Origin of the sequence: Rathayibacter sp. AY1B4 (genome assembly GCF_002932815.1) — a bacterium.
Classification (GTDB): Bacteria; Actinomycetota; Actinomycetes; order Actinomycetales; family Microbacteriaceae; genus Rathayibacter.
Window position 1 is genome coordinate 58,322 of sequence record NZ_PSWN01000011.1, and the last position, 16,673, is coordinate 74,994.

Sequence of the window (16,673 nt, forward strand, 5' to 3'; positions counted from 1 at the left end):
CGCCGAGGGATGCGACGGGCCCGTCCGGATGATCGAGGACGAATCAACGGAGAGAGTGGGCGATCGGCTGTGTCGAGCCAGTTGACCGGAGCAGGAACAGAGCAGGGCGCGGAGGACTTCGGAGCCAACGAGTGGCTCGTGGAGGAGCTGTACGAGCAGTACAGCACCGACCGCGCCTCGGTGGACGAGTCCTGGTGGCCCATCCTGGAGCGCTACGGCGCCCAGCTCGCGAACTCCGGCAAGGACGCTCCGGCTCCGGCTCCCGCCGCGGCCCCCGCGCCCGCCGCCTCGAAGCCCGCCGCTGCCGCCGAGCGCGTCTCGTCGAGCGGCGGAGGCGCCGTGACCCATCCCGCCGCGGCCTCCTCCTCCGAGTCGACCCCCGCCTCCCGCACCACGTCGAAGCAGCCGAAGGCGCAGCCGATCCCGGCCGACGCTCCGGTGAGCAAGCCCTCCGCCGAGGACTCGACGCCGGACGAGGACGTCGTCACCCCGCTCCGCGGCATGGCGAAGAGCCTCGCGACCAACATGGACGCCAGCCTCAGCATCCCCACCGCGACGAGCGTCCGCACGATCCCGGCGAAGCTGATGATCGACAACCGCATCGTCATCAACAACCACCTGCGCCGCACCCGCGGCGGCAAGGTCTCGTTCACGCACCTGATCGGCTGGGCGCTCATCCGCGCGCTCAAGGACTTCCCGAGCCAGAACGTGTTCTACGACGAGGTCGACGGCAAGCCCGCGGTCGTCGCCCCGGCGCACGTCAACCTCGGCATCGCGATCGACATGCCGAAGCCCGACGGCACGCGCGCCCTGCTCGTGCCGAGCATCAAGCGCGCCGACACGCTGAGCTTCACGGCCTACCTCTCGGCCTACGAGGACCTGGTCAAGCGCGCGCGCGGCAACAAGCTCGTCGCCGGCGACTTCGCGGGCACCACGCTCTCGCTGACGAACCCCGGCGGCATCGGCACGGTGCACTCCGTCCCCCGCCTGATGAAGGGCCAGGGCTGCATCATCGGAGCCGGCGCCCTCGAGTACCCGGCGGAGTTCCAGGGCGCGTCCGAGAAGACGCTGGTCGAGCTGGGCATCGGCAAGACCATCACCCTGACCTCGACCTACGACCACCGCGTCATCCAGGGCGCCGGCTCGGGCGAGTTCCTCAAGATCGTGCACGAGCTCCTGCTCGGCGGCCGCGGCTTCTACGAGGACATCTTCGCCGCGCTGCGCATCCCCTACGACCCGATCCACTGGTCCACGGACATCGCCGTCGACCTCGCCGAGCGCGTCTCCAAGACCGCCCGCGTGCAGGAGCTCATCAACTCGTTCCGCGTCCGCGGGCACCTGATGGCCGACGTCGACCCGCTGGAGTACGTGCAGCGCTCGCACCCCGACCTCGCCATCGAGAGCCACGGCCTCACCTTCTGGGACCTCGACCGCGAGTTCGTCACGGACGGCTTCGGCGGCAAGCGCCAGCTCAAGCTGCGCGACATCCTCGGGATCCTCCGCGACTCGTACTGCCGCACCGTCGGCGTCGAGTACATGCACATCCAGGACCCGGAGCAGCGCGCCTGGATGCAGCAGAAGCTCGAGCGCGGCTACGAGAAGCCGGGCCACGACGAGCAGCTGCGCATCCTGGGCAAGCTCAACGAGGCCGAGGCCTTCGAGACCTTCCTGCAGACCAAGTACGTGGGCCAGAAGCGCTTCTCGCTCGAGGGCGGGGAGTCGCTCATCGCGCTGCTCGACGCCGTCCTGCAGGGCGCGGCCGACGAGCACCTCGACGAGGTCGCGATCGGCATGGCCCACCGCGGCCGCCTGAACGTGCTGACCAACATCGCCGGCAAGACCTACGGCCAGATCTTCCGCGAGTTCGAGGGCACCCAGGACCCGCGCACGGTCCAGGGCTCCGGAGACGTGAAGTACCACCTCGGCACCGAGGGCACCTTCCGCGGCGCGGCGGGCGAGGAGATCCCGGTCTACCTGGCGGCGAACCCCTCGCACCTCGAGGCCGTGAACGGCGTGCTCGAGGGCATCGTCCGCGCCAAGCAGGACCGCAAGCCCATCGGCACCTTCACCACGCTGCCGATCCTCGTGCACGGCGACGCCGCGATGGCGGGCCAGGGCGTGGTGGTCGAGACCCTGCAGATGTCGCAGCTGCGCGCGTACCGCACCGGCGGCACGATCCACATCAACATCAACAACCAGGTCGGGTTCACGACTCCCCCTCACGAGGCCCGCACCTCGATCTACTCGACCGACGGCGCGAAGACGATCCAGGCGCCGATCTTCCACGTGAACGGCGACGACCCCGAGGCGGTCGTCCATGTCGGGCAGCTCGCGTTCGAGTACCGCCAGCGATTCCACCGCGACGTGGTCATCGACCTGATCTGCTACCGCCGGCGCGGGCACAACGAGGGCGACGACCCCTCGATGACCCAGCCGCTGATGTACAGCCTGATCGAGGCCAAGCGCTCGGTCCGCAAGCTGTACACCGAGGCGCTCGTCGGCCGCGGCGACATCACCGAGGAGGAGTACGACCGCGCCCACCAGGACTTCCAGGACCGCCTGGAGCGCGCGTTCGCCGAGACCCACGCCGCGCAGACCGGCGCGATCCCCGTGATCACCGCCGACGGCGACTCCGTGGCCGACCTGGAGCTGCCCGACGCGCAGCAGGGCGAGGACTATCCGGGCGAGCCCGAGGTGACCGGCGTGAAGACCGAGGTCGTCACCCGCATCGGCGACGCGTTCACGACGCCGCCCGAGGGCTTCACCGTGCACCCCAAGCTCCAGCAGCTGCTGGCGAAGCGCCAGGAGATGAGCCGCTCCGGCTCCATCGACTGGGCCTTCGGCGAGCTGCTCGCGCTCGGCTCGCTGCTGCTCGAGGACACCCCGGTGCGCCTCGTCGGCCAGGACACGCGCCGCGGGACCTTCGTCCAGCGCCACGCTGTCCTCCACGACCGCGAGAACGGCCAGGAGTGGCTGCCGCTGATGAACCTGTCCGAGCAGCAGGCCCGGCTCTGGATCTACGACTCGCTGCTCTCGGAGTACGCGGCGATGGCGTTCGAGTACGGCTACTCGGTGGAGCGGCCCGACTCGCTCGTGCTGTGGGAGGCGCAGTTCGGCGACTTCGCGAACGGCGCCCAGATCGTGATCGACGAGTTCATCTCCTCCGCCGAGCAGAAGTGGGGGCAGCGCTCGTCGCTCGTGCTCCTGCTCCCGCACGGCTACGAGGGCCAGGGCCCCGACCACTCGTCGGCCCGGATCGAGCGCTACCTGCAGATGTGCGCGGAGCGGAACATGACCGTCGCGCGCCCGTCGACGCCGGCGTCCTACTTCCACCTGCTGCGCCGCCAGGCCTACTCCCGGCCCCGCCGCCCGCTGATCGTCTTCACCCCGAAGGCGATGCTGCGCCTGCGCGGAGCCTCGAGCCCGGTCGAGGACTTCACCTCGGGCCGCTTCCAGCCGGTGATCGACGACGCGCGGATCCAGGACGCCTCCGCCGTGAAGCGCGTCCTGCTCCACGCCGGCAAGGTCCACTACGACCTCAAGGCGGAGCTCGAGAAGAAGCCCGACGACGGCATCGCGCTGGTCCGGGTCGAGCAGTACTACCCGGCGCCGATCGAGGAGCTGCGCGGCATCGCCGAGCGCTACCCGGACGCGGAGCTCGTCTGGGTGCAGGACGAGCCCGAGAACCAGGGCGCCTGGCCGTTCATGGCCCTCGAGGTCGCTCCGAAGCTGGGCCGGTCGATGCGCGTGGTCTCGCGCCCGTCCGCGGCCTCCCCCGCGGCCGGCTCGGCCAAGCGGCACGCCTCCGAGCAGGCCGACCTGCTGTCGCGGGCGCTCACCCGCTGACCCGCGGTCCGCACGACGCGGTCGGGCCCGTCGGAACCTCGTGTTCCGGCGGGCCCGTCGCGTTGCGGGCGGACCGTGCCTGACCGCAGGCCCGCAGAGACCGGCAGAAGCGCTCGCGACGTGCGGGTGCTGCGGCGACCGGAGGCCGCCGGACACGACGGAGCCCCGGCCCCTCGAGGGCCCGCGGTGCGCGGGAGGTCTCGAACGGCCGGGGCTCCCCGGGTCGTGCGGCGCCTAGAGGCGGGCGGGCGCCTGCGAGTGCGCGGCGTGCTCGTCGCGGAGCATGCCGAGCACCTGGGCGCGGAGGTCCTCCGGCGCCGTCTCCTTGCACGCCCGCTGCACGGCGACCGTCAGCACCACGCCGACCTTCGCCTCGTCGGCGCAGTCGACGCATCCCGCCATGTGCTCGCGGATGTCGGCGGCGTCCTCCTTGCACAGCTCGTTGTGGAGGTACTCCTCGAGCTCGGCCTTCGCCTTCGTGCAGCCGCTGTCGGTCATTTCGTGCTCCCGGAAGTGAATGCGGCGCGGAATCCGCGCTCGCGTGCGTAGTCGGTGAGTCGTTCGCGCAGCATGCGCCGGCCGCGGTGCAGCCGGCTCATGACGGTCCCGACGGGGGTCTTCATGATGTCCGCGATCTCCTGGTAGGAGAAGCCTTCGACATCGGCGAAGTAGACGGCGAGCCGGAAGTCCTCCGGGATCGCCTGGAGCGCCTCCTTCACCGCGGTGTCGGGGAGGTGGTCGATCGCCTCCGCCTCGGCCGAGCGGCTGGAAGTGGCCGTGGTCGACTCGGCGCCGCCCAGCTGCCAGTCCTCGAGCTCGTCGATCGCGCTCTGGTAGGGCTCGCGCTGCTTCTTGCGGTACGAGTTGATGAACGTGTTCGTGAGGATGCGGTAGAGCCAGGCCTTCAGGTTGGTGCCCTGCTCGAACTGGCGGAACGCGCCGAACGCCTTCGCGAACGTCTCCTGTACGAGGTCCTGCGCGTCGGAGGGGTTCTTCGTCATCCGCAGACCGGCCGCGTAGAGCTGGTCGATGAAGGGCAGCGCCTGCTGCTCGAAGAGGGAGCGGAGATCGACGGGAGCCTCGACCGGGGCGTCGTCCAGCGACTCCTCGACGGTCTCCACGATCGTCTGCTCCGCGTCGGCGGGCTCGGGAGCCTCGTCGGCGGGGGTGGTGCGGGGTTCGTCGTCGCGAGTCATCACGAGCGATTCTAGAGCGGCGGCGCGGCGGACGACCGGGGTTGCGGCGCGAGGGCGCCTCCGGGCGACGGGCCTGCTGCTCCGGAGGACCGGGGGTGCTGCCGTCATGCTCCGCCTCCGTCACGCTCCTGACGACGCCCTGCGCGCCGACTATCCTGACAACCGATGGTCTTCTCGCGTTATTCCGCCCCCGAGTTCGATCCGTACGGCGACGCCCGTGCGCTCCCCGGCGACGACGCCTGGCCCGCACCCCTCGCGGCCGGCGCTCTCGACGCCGAGGTCGGCCTGCCCGGCTCCAAGTCGCTGACCAACCGGGAGCTGGTGCTCGCCGCTCTGGCGGACGGACCCTCCACGCTGCGGGCGCCGCTGCACTCCCGCGACAGCGCCCTGATGATCGAGGCGCTGCGCTCGCTCGGCACCACGATCCGGGAGTCCGGCTCGACCGGCGGCTTCGGCGCCGACCTGGTCGTGGAGCCCGCGGAGGAGCTGCTCGGCTCGACGACGATCGACTGCGGGCTCGCGGGCACCGTGATGCGCTTCGTCCCGCCGCTGGCCGGCCTCGCGCTCGGCCCCACCACCTTCGACGGCGACGCGTACGCGGCGAAGCGGCCGATGGGGGCGACGATCGCCTCCCTCCGCGCGCTCGGCGTCGACGTCGCCGACGACGGCCGCGGCGCGCTCCCCTTCACCGTCCACGGCTCCGGGGCCGTCCGGGGCGGCGAGGTCGTCGTCGACGCCTCGCGGTCGAGCCAGTTCGTCTCGGCGCTCCTGCTGGCCGGCGCCCGCTTCGAGGAGGGACTGCACCTGCGCCACGAGGGCAGCGCCGTCCCCTCCCGGCCCCACATCGACATGACCGTCGCCGCACTGGCGGCACGGGGCGTCGAGGTCGGCACGCCCGCCGACGGCGAGTGGACCGTCGCGCCGCAGCCCATCGCCGGCGCCGACGTGCTGATCGAGCCCGACCTCTCGAACGCCGCGCCGTTCCTCGCTGCGGCCCTCGTCACGGGCGGCCGCGTCCGGCTGCGCCACTGGCCGACCGTCACCACGCAGGTCGGGGCGCACCTCGAGCGGATCCTGCCGCTGTTCGGCGCCCGGGTCGAGCGGGACGGCGAGGACCTCGTGGTCACCGGCGGCGACGAGATCCTGGGCGTGGACCTCGATCTGTCGGAGGGAGGCGAGCTCGCCCCCGCCCTCGCCGCCCTCGCCGCGCTGGCCTCCACTCCCAGCACCCTGACCGGGATCGGCCACATCCGCCACCACGAGACGGACCGCCTCGCCGCCCTCGCCGCCGAGATCACCGGCCTCGGCGGCCGGGTCACGGAGCTCGAGGACGGTCTGCGCATCGAGCCGGCCGAGCTCCACGGCGGCCGCTGGCGCACCTACTCCGACCACCGCATGGCCCACGCCGGCGCTCTGATCGGCCTCGTGGTCCCCGGCGTGGTGATCGAGGACGTCGCGACGACAGCGAAGACCCTCCCGCAGTTCCCGGAGCTGTGGACGACCCTCGCCGGATCGGTCTGACCCGTGTCGTGGTGGACGGACAGCGGCCTCGACGCCGACGGTGCTCTCGACGACTTCGACGGGTACGACGAGTCGGACGCGCGGGTGCGCCCGAACCCGAAGGGCACGAAGCCCCGGACCAAGAACAGGCCCGCCTACGAGGACGCCGAGATCGCGATGGTGCTCGGCGTCGACCGGGGTCGCTACACGGTGATGATCGGCGACGGGACGCCCGAGGAGCACGAGTTCACGGCGGCCCGGGCCCGCGAGCTGCGGCGCCAGGCGATCGTGGCCGGCGACCGCGTCGACGTGGTCGGGGACTCCAGCGGCGACGAGGGGACGCTCGCCCGCATCGTCCGCATCCGCGAGCGGTCGACCCTCCTCCGCCGCAGCGCCGACGACACCGACGCGATCGAGCGCGTGATCGTCGCCAACGCCGACCAGATGCTCTGCGTGGTGGCCGCCGCCGACCCCGAGCCCCGGACCCGGCTGGTCGACCGCTACCTCGTCGCCGCCTTCGACGCCGGGATCACTCCGATGCTCTGCATCACCAAGACCGACCTCGCGGACCCGGCACCGTTCCTCCGCAACTTCGAGGGGCTCGACCTCCGCGTGTTCCTCTCGAGCCAGGACGAGCCGCCGGTCGACGAGATCGCCGACGCCCTCCTCGGCCACGAGACCGTGGTCGTCGGGCACTCCGGAGTCGGCAAGTCCACCCTCGTGAACAAGCTCGTCCCGGACGCGCACCGGGCCATCGGGCGCGTGAACACCGTGACGGGCCGCGGTCGGCACACCTCGTCCTCCACAGTCTCGCTCCGCGTGGAGCGCGGCGACCGGCACGGCTGGGTCATCGACACCCCCGGCGTCCGCTCGTTCGGACTCGGCCACGTGAACACCGACAACATCCTCGGCGCGTTCACGACCCTCGCCGTGATCGCGCGGGACTGCCCGCGCGGCTGCACGCACCTGCCCGACTCCCCCGACTGCGCCATCATCGAGGCGGTCGAGGGCGGACTGCTGGGCGCCAGCGGACCGGAGCGCCTCGACTCGCTCCAGCGCCTCCTGACCACCTTCGCCACGACCGACGGAAGCAGACGATGACCGACCTCTCCCCCCTCCCCGCCGAGGCGCGCCTCGCCGCCGGCGACTCCGCTCCGGAGTTCACGCTGCCGAACCAGGACGGCGAGCCCGTCTCGCTCGCGGACTACCGCGGACGGCGCGTCATCCTGTTCTTCTACCCCGAGGCCGACACCCCCGGCTGCACCACGGAGGCCTGCGACTTCCGCGACAACGCGGCGTCCCTCCGCGACTCCGGCTACGAGGTCCTCGGGATCTCGCGGGACGCTCCGGAGGCGCTGCGCCGCTGGGCCGACGCCCAGGGCATCGCGTACCCGCTGCTGAGCGACCCCGACATGACCGTGCACCGCGCGTACGCGGTGTGGGGCGAGAAGAGCCTCTACGGCAAGACCGTCGTCGGCGTGCTGCGCTCGACGTTCGTCGTCGGAGCCGAGGGAGCGCTCGAGTTCGCGCAGTACGGCGTCCGGGCGACCGGGCACGTGCAGGCGCTCCGCAAGAAGCTGAAGCTCGTCTGACCCCGGGGCACGCGGTGCAGGTCATCGCGCGCCACCGGCTCTCGGGGTTCCCCTCATCTGCGAGCATCTCTCATGTCGACGTGAGCGGCACCGCCCGGTGCCCCGTCGGGACGAGGGGTGGTCAGGGTGCGCTCGAATGCTCGCAGGACGACGGCCGGAGCGGCGATCGCGGTCGTGGCCGCTGTACTGGCGGGCTGCACGCCACCGGAGCCGGCGCTCACCGCCGCCAGGGTGCTGCAGGCGGTGTCCGTCGCCGTCTCGTCCGACGGGGGTGTCCGTGCGATCGAGGGGACGGCCCTCGCCGTCGGCGACGACCCGTCCGACACCTCGGCGACCACCACCGTCTACGATCCCCCCGAGGTCGCCGCCGACCTGCCGGTCCGTGTCCGGCCCTCGTGGCGCACCGCCGACGCCTCGGGCACCGATCCGGCCGACCTCGCCGGGCGCTCGGGTCGGATCGAGATCTCGCTCGCGGTGGAGAACCTGACGGTCCGGCCCGAGGAGGTCGCGTTCGACGCGGCCGGTCGTGCAGCCCGCCGCAGTGCACTCGTCGGCGCTCCGCTGACGATCGCAGCCTCCGCGGTCCTGCCGGGCGTCTCGCCGAGTCGCGTCGTCACCGAGAGCGAGTCGGGTGCCGTCACCAACGGCGTGCTCAGCCGTGACGAGCACGGAGACGCCGTCGTGCAGTGGGCCGCTCTCCTCGCTCCCCCGGGCGGTGGCGCGACGGCGACGCTGACCCTCGTCGCCGACGTCGCCGACTTCGCCGTCCCCGCCTTCGACCTGGCGGTCCAGCCCGGCCTGAGCACCGACCCGACCACCGAGGGGGCGCTGGGCGCCGCGTTCGACTCCTCCGACGCCTCGCCGCTCGCCCTCGAGCGCCGCACGATCGAGGTCGTCACCGCGGTGGACGACCTGCTGACCCAGGCCGGCACCACCGTCGCCGAGGTGCGGGCCTCGCTCGACGCGACCTCCGAGACTCTCGGTGTCCGCACGGCCGAGGAGCTGCGGGCCGGCGCCGCCTCGACGGCGGCCTCGATGCAGAGCCTCTCCGGGCAGCTCGGCGCGCTCCGGGCGCAGCTGTCGTCGACGGTCTCGGGCACCGAGTCCGGCCTGCTGGCGCAGCTGTCCGAGGCGATCGACGCGGTGGACGCCCTGCTGGGCGACACATCGGCCGCGGTGCCGCCGCCGACGGTCTCGGGCAGCGGATGCGGAGTCGCCGTCGACGGCGGCCGCTCCGGCTCGATCCACTCGGAGCTGCTACGGCTCACGGCCGAGCTCGACGCGTACGGAGCGGCGGCCGAGTCCTGCCGCGACGAGGTCGTCGCGGCTGTCCGTGCTGCCGCGGGTCCGGCACAGCCCTCCGCCGAGACCTGCACGGCACCCTCGACCACCTGCTCCCTCGCCGCCTCCGGAGCCGCCGTCGACACCGTGCTGCTCGGGATGCTCGATCGCGGGCAGGACCTCGTCGACTCCCTGCAGCCGGAGCTGATGGACGGCGTGCTGGCCGGGTTCGCCGCCCTCTCGAGCAGGGTGGACGCCGCGTCGGCCTCGGTGGCCACCCTGGCCGACCCGGAGGGATCCGGCCCCCGGGCGCTCGCCGCCCTGTCGGCGACGCTGGACGGGCTCGACGCGGACACCGCGGGCCTGGAGACGACGGTCGCCTCGGTCGGCGCCGCCGCCACGACGGCCCTGGACGAGCTCGGCACGCCGACCAGCACGGGGTCGCTGTCGGCGCAGAACCAGGAGCTGGCCGATCGGCTCTGCGAGCTGTCGCCGGCGACACAGTCCCCTGCTGCCGCACCCACGCCGACCGCGCGACCGACGCGCGCACCCGTGGAGGTGACGCGGGGCTCCGTCGAGGAGCTCCGCGCCTACCTGACCGCGACGCCCTGCTCCGGCACGGGCCGCCTCAACGCTCCCGACGGCTATCCGGCCCCCCTGGCCGACCGGCTGAGCGACCAGGTCCGCGCGTGGACCGCCGTCGCCTCCACCGTCGGCAGCACCGGCGCTAGCGCCGACCTCGCCGCCCTGCGCGCCGCGCTCGCCACGGTCCGCGGAGGCGTGGCCGAGGCCGGCGCGACGGCCGGCTCGGACGACACGCGCCTCACCGGCCTGCTCGCCTCCCTCCGCACCGGCGTCGACGCGCTGACCGCTCAGCGCGACGCACTCGGCACCCGCATCGACGCTCTCGGTGCCCAGCAGGACGTTCTCGCACCGGCGATCCAGAAGGCGTTCGCCGAGGCGGACACGGCAGCCGCCTCCGCGGTCACCGCACTCCTCGACGAGCAGGTGCGGCGGATCTCGACGCGCTCCGGCGCCGACGCCGACGCGGTCGTCGCGATGTTCGACCGGTCGGTCTCGAGTCTGCGCACGGCCTCCTCCGGCATCCGCTCCGACGGTGCGGCGACGGTGGACGCCGGGCACCGGGCTCTCCGCACCGCGGAGGCCCGGATCGGCGGGGCCGTCTCCGAGCGGACGCGCGCCTCCCTGGCCGGCATCGCGACGACGATCGACGCCTCGACCCGCGACACCGACGCGGCCGCCGCGCTCCTCGCAGCCGATCTGCACAAGGTGCTCCTGGACCTCGGCGACCGGACGGTCGGCGGCTCCGGCCTGCTCGGATCGATGACCACGAGTGCCGCGAAGGTCGGCACCGCCGACGTGCAGCTCGCCTTCGCCTCGCAGAGCGCACGGGGCTACGCCGCGGTGCGGTCCGAGGACGTCTCGGGCATCCTGCTGGCGCAGGCCCAGGAGCGGGCCTCCCTCCGGGCCGGGGATGCGCTTCCCGCGTTCCATCTCGACCTGCCCGAGGGCACGCGGACCCGGACGGTCTACTCCTTCCGGATCGGGGACGAGCGATGACCCGCCTGGGCAGGCGCGCGGCGCAGCACCCCCGCACCGCCCGACGGAGCCCGATGCTGGTCGGCGGCGCCGTCGCCCTCCTCGGCGTCAGCGGCGCCCTCGTCTCCCTCCTGCCGCCGCAGTCGGCTCCGATGACGGAGGTCGCCGCTCTGCCTGTCGGCTTCTCGTGCGCCCGGGTGCCCGAGCGGCTGACGCTCGGGGTGGTGGTCTCGCTCAGCTCGGCTCCGGGCGAGGGCGCGGAGTGGAAGGACGCGGCGAACGGTGCCGTCGTCGCAGCGCACCGGTCAGCGATGGGCGGCTGCGAGATCGGTCTCGTCGCCGTCGACGACCACGGGACGCCCGAGGGTGCCCGCGCCGCCGTCGAGGAGCTGACGGGGCAGGGCGTGTCCGGCCTCGTCCTCGCGACCCACGGCACCCATACCGCTGCGGCCGTGGACGCCGCTCGGGCAGCGGGGACAGCGGCCGTCCTCCCGTACGGAGGCGGCCCCGCCCTGCCCGGCGACGGCGTCTGGTCCCTCGGACCCGACACCGCCTCGGCCGACGCGGCACTCGTGGAGGAGGCCGGCGGAGGCGCCCGGGTACTCCTCGTCGACACCGGTGGAGGCACCCCGACCGGTCTCTCGCCCGCCGCGACGGTGACCGCCGATCCGGGCGCCGCCGCGGACGTGATCATCACCGCCGCCCGCCCGCACCTCGAGGGCGAGCCGGCGGTCGAGCGCGTCGTCGTGTCCGGCCCCGCCGCGGCGCAGGCGACGGCGGTCGCCGCTCTGCAGGCGGCGGGGGCGTCCGTCCCGATCCTGCTCACGCCCGACGCGCTGAGCCCCGCCTTCGCTCCCGCCCTGGCCGCGGCCGGAGGCACCCTCTCGGGAGATCTGACGACGATCGGCACGGATTCCGGCGACGCGGTCGCCCTCCGCGGCGACGAGCGCGGACGCGCGGCCTCCGCGTTCCTGGGGGCCGTGCGGATGACCGCCGACGATGCCGCGCGGGCGACCCTCCTCGGCGACCGCGCGTTCCGCGATCTCGCCGCGGTCGCGGACGCCCCCAGCCACGACGCCGTCGTGGCGCTCGTGCGAGCCGCGGCCGTCGCAGGCAGCAGGGCACCCTCGGCGGTCGCCGCCGCACTCCGGGGATCCACGATCGGACCGGCGGACGGGCTCGCCGGTCCGCCGCTCGACTTCGGCGCCGCGCACGCTCTGGACGTCCCGGCACTCCCCCTCCACTCCTCGCCGCAGCGCCTCGGCCTGCGGCCCGCCGACCCGCCGCTGCTCTGGTTCGCCGGACAGCCCCGACCGTGAGCCCCCGGTGCGACTCCTCCTCGACCTCGACGGCACCCGCTCCGACATCGACCTCGGCCGCCACCGCGACTCCGCGACACTCGGCGAGCTGATCGCCACCGCCACCGGGCACCGCCTCCCGCCCGGGACGGCCCTCGCCGTCGACACCGCCCTGCACCCCGTGGAGACCCGGCTGGCCGATCTGCTGCTGCTCGAGGGAACGCGGATCGCCCGCTCCCCCCTGCCCCGACCTGCCGCGGCCCGCGGGTGGACGGCCGTGCTGTCGGGCGGTCTCGGCGCGGGAGCCGTGGTCGAGATCCCGCGGGCCCGCGCGCTGATCGTGGGCCGCTCCCCGCACGCCGACGTCGTCCTCGACACGGCGAGCGCCTCCTGGGAGCACTTCTCGGTGACCCGCGAGGGCAACGGCCTGCGGGTGCGCGACGCCGACAGCACCAACGGCACTCTGGTCGACGGCGTCTCCGCGACCGGGGACGGGGTCCTCGTCTCCGACGCCGCGGTCGTGATCGCCGGTGGGGCGGCCCTCCTGCTGCGCCCCGCGCCCCCCGAGCTCCTCGCGCCCGAGCCGGGGAGCGCGGACAACGTCTCCGCGACGGCGACCGTGCCCTTCAACCGGCCGCCGCGACCGGGACGTCCGGCGGCCGGCGAGGCGGTCGTCCCGCCGGCCCGCCTCGAGATCGCCTCCGCCACGACCTTCAGCGTGATCACCGTCGCCGCGCCGCTCGTCCTCGCCTTCGCGATGGTCCTCATCATGGGCGATGCGCGCTACGCCCTCTTCGCCGCGCTCAGCCCCGTGGCCGGAGTGGGCCTGTGGTTCGAGCAGCGGCACCGGCACGCCCGAGCGACCCGGTCCGAGGAGCAGCGCTACGGCGAGGCGCTGCAGACGCTCCGCGACGACATCGCCCGTTCCGCGCGTGTCGAACGGGCCCGCCTCGAGGAGGACGCGCCCGACCCGGCGACGACGATCCGCCGGGCGGCGCTGCCCGCCACGTCGCTGTGGCAGCGGCGCGCGACCTCCGCCGATGTGCTCCGCCTGCACATCGGCGTCGGCGACGTCCCGTGGTCTCCCCCGCTCGATCAGCGCGGAGTGCCGCGGCTCGAGGAGGAGGTGCGCGCGATCCTGGCGGTGAGCGTCGTCCCGAGCGCGCCGGTGTCCATCGATCTCGCGGACTCGGGCGTCGTCGGAATCGTCGGCGACCGCGAGGGCGGCCTCGCTCTGGCGAGGAGCCTGCTCTGCCAGGCGGCGGTCCACTGCGGTCCGGCCGACCTGGCGATCGGGGTGTTCGGCGACCGGCGACGCGACTCCGACTGGAGCTGGGCCTCCTGGCTCCCCCACACGCGTCTGCCCGGGGGCGGACGCCGACTCTCCGACCGGCGCGACCGCAGCTCCGAGCTCCTCCGCGCCCTCCGCGAGGAGGAATCGCCGCGCGTGCTCCTGGTGCTCGACTCCGACGTGCTGACCGAGGGACGCGCCGCTCCGGCGCGCGAGCTCCTCGGACTCGGCCGCGGCGAGCGCGAGGCGGCGATCCGGATCTCCGGCCTCGTGCTCGCGGCGTCGGAGGAGCAGCTCCCCGCCTCCTGCACGGTCGTCGTCCGGGTCGGAGCGGACGCCTCAGCGGTCCTCTCCCGGCCCGACGAGCGGATCACCGTCGAGGACGTGGTGCTCGCCGGTCTCGCCTCCTCCACGGCCGAGCGCTGTGCGCGCGACCTGGCGCGCTTCGAGGACCCGGAGCTCGTCACCGCGGGGGCGGCTCTCCCCGCGCTCGTGCGGCTGCCGCCCCTGCTGGGCGCCGATCGTCCGACCGCCGCGGACGTCCGGGGGTGGTGGTCGAGCGCCCGGGGCGTGCGCGCGCCCGTCGGCTCGTCCGAGCACGGTCCGCTCGTGCTCGATCTCGTCGCCGACGGCCCGCACGGCCTCGTCGGCGGCACCACGGGCTCGGGCAAGAGCGAGTTCCTGCGCTCCTTCGTGGCCGGCCTCGCGGCCTGGAACGATCCGACGCGCCTCACCTTCGTGCTCATCGACTTCAAGGGGGGTGCAGCGTTCGCGTCCTGCGAGCGGCTCCCGCACACGATCGGCACCATCAGCAATCTCGACGCCCAGCTCGCCGACCGCGCGCTGCGCTCGCTCGAGGCCGAGATGCGGCGTCGTCAGCGGCTCTTCGCCGCCGCCGGCGAGGGTGTCGACGACCTCGACGCGTACTGGGCCACCTCGCCGCCGGAGCCGATGCCGCGGCTCCTGCTCGTCGTCGACGAGTTCGCCGTTCTCGCGAAGGAGCATCCCGACGTCCTGACGTCCCTCGTGAGCGTCGCCGCGGTCGGCCGGACGCTCGGCGTGCACATGATCCTCGCCACCCAGCGTCCGGCCGGAGTGGTGAACGACGACATCCTCGCCAACACCAACCTCCGCGTCGCCCTCCGGGTGCAGAGCCGGGACGACTCCGCCGACGTGATCGGAGTCGCGAGCGCGGCCGGGATCTCCCGCTCTCAGACCGGCCGGGCGTACGTGAAGCGGGGCCAGAACGACATCTCGCCCGTCCAGACGGCGCTGGTCACCGGTCGCGCGGAGGCGGCGGCCGTCGAGGCGATCGAGGTCCGCCCGGTCGGACCCACGGGCGTCCCCGTCGAGGGCCCCTCCCCGGTCGCCGCCGACGAGACGGCCCCGACCGATCTCGACCTCCTGATCGACGCGGTGGTCGAGGCGGACGCCGCTTCAGGCTTCGGCCCTCCCCGCCCGATCTGGCCGGAGCCGCTCGAGGACACCGTGGCCCTCAGCGGATTCGGCGCGGAGGAGTCCGACCTCGGTCGCGTCGTCGGCGACGTCCTCTACATCGCACTCTCGGACGACCCCGACCGGCAGCGCCGGTCTCCGACCGGCTGGGATCTGGGCGAGGGGAACCTTCTCCTCATCGGCATCCCCGGCAGCGGCACCAGCACGGCGCTCGCGTCGATCGCACTGACGGCCGCACGCCACTTCCCCCCGGACGAGCTCGACCTCTACGTCCTCGATGCCGGTTCCCGCGACTCCGCCCCGCTCGCGCGACTCCCGCACACCGTCTCCTACGCCGGAGCAGGTGGCGGATCCCACGAGAAGCAGACCCGGTTCCTCCGTCACCTGCGCGACGAGGTGCGCAGGCGCCGAGCATCGCCCGGGGGCCACCGTCGTGCGCTGGTGCTCATCGACGGTCTCGCGACTCTGAAGGACGAGTTCCAGGACTGGGAGGGCCTGGCCCTGCTGGAGGCGTTCACCCGCGCCTACGCCGACGGACCGGAGCTCGGCCTGCACTTCGCGGTGACGAGCACCCGGGCGAGGGCGGTCCCCGCGGTGATGGAGGAGGTCACGACGCAGAAGTGGCTGTTCCGCCTCGCCGACCCGCAGGACTACGCCGCCGCCGGGGTGAAGCCGGTGCAGGCGCCGGCAGCGGTGCCGGGGCGCTGCGTTCTCACCTCGTCGCTCCTGCAGACGCAGGTCGCGACTCCGAGGGCCGGTCTCGACGACGCGATCGCCGAGCTCGCGGCCGCCTGGCCGGATGCGCGCCGCAGGACGAACACGGTCGGCACGCTTCCCGACAGGGTCGCCGTGAGCGCGCTCGGTATCGAGGCCCGCTTCGATCGCGAGCCGTGGCTGCTCCCGATCGGCCTCGGCGAGTCGGACCTCGCCCCGCTGGCGTTCGAGGTCTTCGAGGGCGAGCACGTCGTCATCGCCGGACCCGCCCGATCGGGCAAGTCGACCGTGCTGCTCGCCCTGGCCGAGGCGGCGCGGGCCGCCGGCTCGGTCGCCGTCTGGGGAGTGTGCGATCGACGCTCCCCGCTGAGGGGCGCCGACCTCGACCGACTCGCCGTGGGCGCGGAGGAACTCCGCACCCTCCTCGCGTCGCTGTCGACGGAGGAGGGCCCCGTGCTGCTCCTCCTCGACGACGCCGAGCGCTGGGACGACACCGACCAGGCGCTGATGAGGCTGGTCTCGTCGGGTCGCCCGGGACTCTGCGTCGTGCTGGCCGGCCGGTCGAGCGAGCTCCGCAGCCATTTCGGGAACTGGACGAAGAAGGCGGCGGCCTCCCGCTCCGTGCTGCTGCTCCAGCCCGACGTCGACAACGACGGCACTCTCCTCGGCGCGCAGATCCCGCGGCGCTTCCCCGTCCCGCCCACGATGGGCCGCGGCTTCGTCAGCCTCGACGGCGAGATCCACTTCGTGCAGTCGGTCTCGCCGACGCCGGCGGACGGCGGCTGATCAGCCCTCGGGCGGGTGATCGCGCCTCCGCCACCGAGTCGATCGGCGCGTCCTCCTCGAGAGCGCTCCGACGACCCCGAGACGCACCGATGGAGGAGCGCGGAGGAAGGAGCGCGGAGACGACGAGCACGTCCCGCCCCCGCTCGCCGGAGCA

At 73.7% G+C, this 16,673-nt stretch carries 9 protein-coding genes; 7 read left to right on the top strand and 2 right to left on the bottom strand.

Annotated elements, in window-relative coordinates:
• Nucleotides 1–69: 69 nt before the first annotated feature.
• Complete coding sequence (locus C5D66_RS09485; RefSeq protein ID WP_181067883.1) at nucleotides 70–3,846, top strand: multifunctional oxoglutarate decarboxylase/oxoglutarate dehydrogenase thiamine pyrophosphate-binding subunit/dihydrolipoyllysine-residue succinyltransferase subunit; 3,777 nt, start codon at nucleotides 70–72, stop codon at nucleotides 3,844–3,846.
• A 234-nt stretch (nucleotides 3,847–4,080) separates the two neighbouring features.
• On the opposite strand, the gene C5D66_RS09490 is transcribed toward C5D66_RS09485, so the two are convergent.
• Together C5D66_RS09490 and C5D66_RS09495 are read right to left on the bottom strand one after the other, a co-directional pair.
• A complete protein-coding gene (locus C5D66_RS09490; RefSeq protein ID WP_104224116.1) occupies nucleotides 4,081–4,344 on the bottom strand; it encodes a zf-HC2 domain-containing protein in 264 nt (87 codons plus the stop codon).
• Entirely contained in the window at nucleotides 4,341–5,042 is a 702-nt protein-coding gene (locus C5D66_RS09495) for a sigma-70 family RNA polymerase sigma factor (RefSeq protein WP_104224117.1), read from the bottom strand. Before C5D66_RS09495 ends, C5D66_RS09490 begins: the two co-directional genes overlap by 4 nt.
• A gap of 165 nt (nucleotides 5,043–5,207) precedes the next feature.
• On the opposite strand from C5D66_RS09495, the gene aroA reads away from it, so the two are divergent.
• From aroA to C5D66_RS09525, 6 genes are all read left to right on the top strand, one after another.
• The gene (gene aroA, locus C5D66_RS09500) at nucleotides 5,208–6,563 is read left to right on the top strand and encodes a 3-phosphoshikimate 1-carboxyvinyltransferase (protein ID WP_104255268.1); all 1,356 of its coding nucleotides are present in this window, start codon (nucleotides 5,208–5,210) and stop codon (nucleotides 6,561–6,563) included.
• Between the two features lie 3 nt (nucleotides 6,564–6,566).
• Nucleotides 6,567–7,643 carry a ribosome small subunit-dependent GTPase A gene (gene rsgA / locus C5D66_RS09505; protein ID WP_104224119.1) on the top strand — a complete coding sequence of 359 codons (1,077 nt, stop codon included), beginning with the start codon at nucleotides 6,567–6,569 and terminating at the stop codon, nucleotides 7,641–7,643.
• Nucleotides 7,640–8,134, top strand: a complete 495-nt coding sequence (bcp, locus tag C5D66_RS09510; protein ID WP_104232788.1) for a thioredoxin-dependent thiol peroxidase — start codon at nucleotides 7,640–7,642, stop codon at nucleotides 8,132–8,134. The genes rsgA and bcp overlap by 4 nt, the downstream gene beginning before the upstream one ends.
• Before the next feature lie 126 nt (nucleotides 8,135–8,260).
• Nucleotides 8,261–10,996: a hypothetical protein gene (locus tag C5D66_RS09515; protein WP_146083152.1), complete on the top strand. Its 2,736-nt coding sequence runs from the start codon at nucleotides 8,261–8,263 to the stop codon at nucleotides 10,994–10,996.
• Nucleotides 10,993–12,294 (top strand): hypothetical protein, encoded by a 1,302-nt coding sequence (locus tag C5D66_RS09520; protein ID WP_146083151.1) that lies wholly within the window; start codon nucleotides 10,993–10,995, stop codon nucleotides 12,292–12,294. Before C5D66_RS09515 ends, C5D66_RS09520 begins: the two co-directional genes overlap by 4 nt.
• 7 nt (nucleotides 12,295–12,301) lie before the next feature.
• A complete protein-coding gene (locus tag C5D66_RS09525) occupies nucleotides 12,302–16,519 on the top strand; it encodes an FtsK/SpoIIIE domain-containing protein (protein ID WP_104255265.1) in 4,218 nt (1,405 codons plus the stop codon).
• Nucleotides 16,520–16,673 lie beyond the last annotated feature (154 nt).

Bases quoted from the DNA above. Each gene is read 5' to 3' on its own strand.
- C5D66_RS09490 (WP_104224116.1), bottom strand. From the start codon at position 4,344: ATGACCGACAGCGGCTGCACGAAGGCGAAGGCCGAGCTCGAGGAGTAC.
- C5D66_RS09495 (WP_104224117.1), bottom strand. From the start codon at position 5,042: ATGACTCGCGACGACGAACCCCGCACCACCCCCGCCGACGAGGCTCCC.
- aroA (WP_104255268.1), top strand. From the start codon at position 5,208: ATGGTCTTCTCGCGTTATTCCGCCCCCGAGTTCGATCCGTACGGCGAC.
- bcp (WP_104232788.1), top strand. From the start codon at position 7,640: ATGACCGACCTCTCCCCCCTCCCCGCCGAGGCGCGCCTCGCCGCCGGC.
- C5D66_RS09520 (WP_146083151.1), top strand. From the start codon at position 10,993: ATGACCCGCCTGGGCAGGCGCGCGGCGCAGCACCCCCGCACCGCCCGA.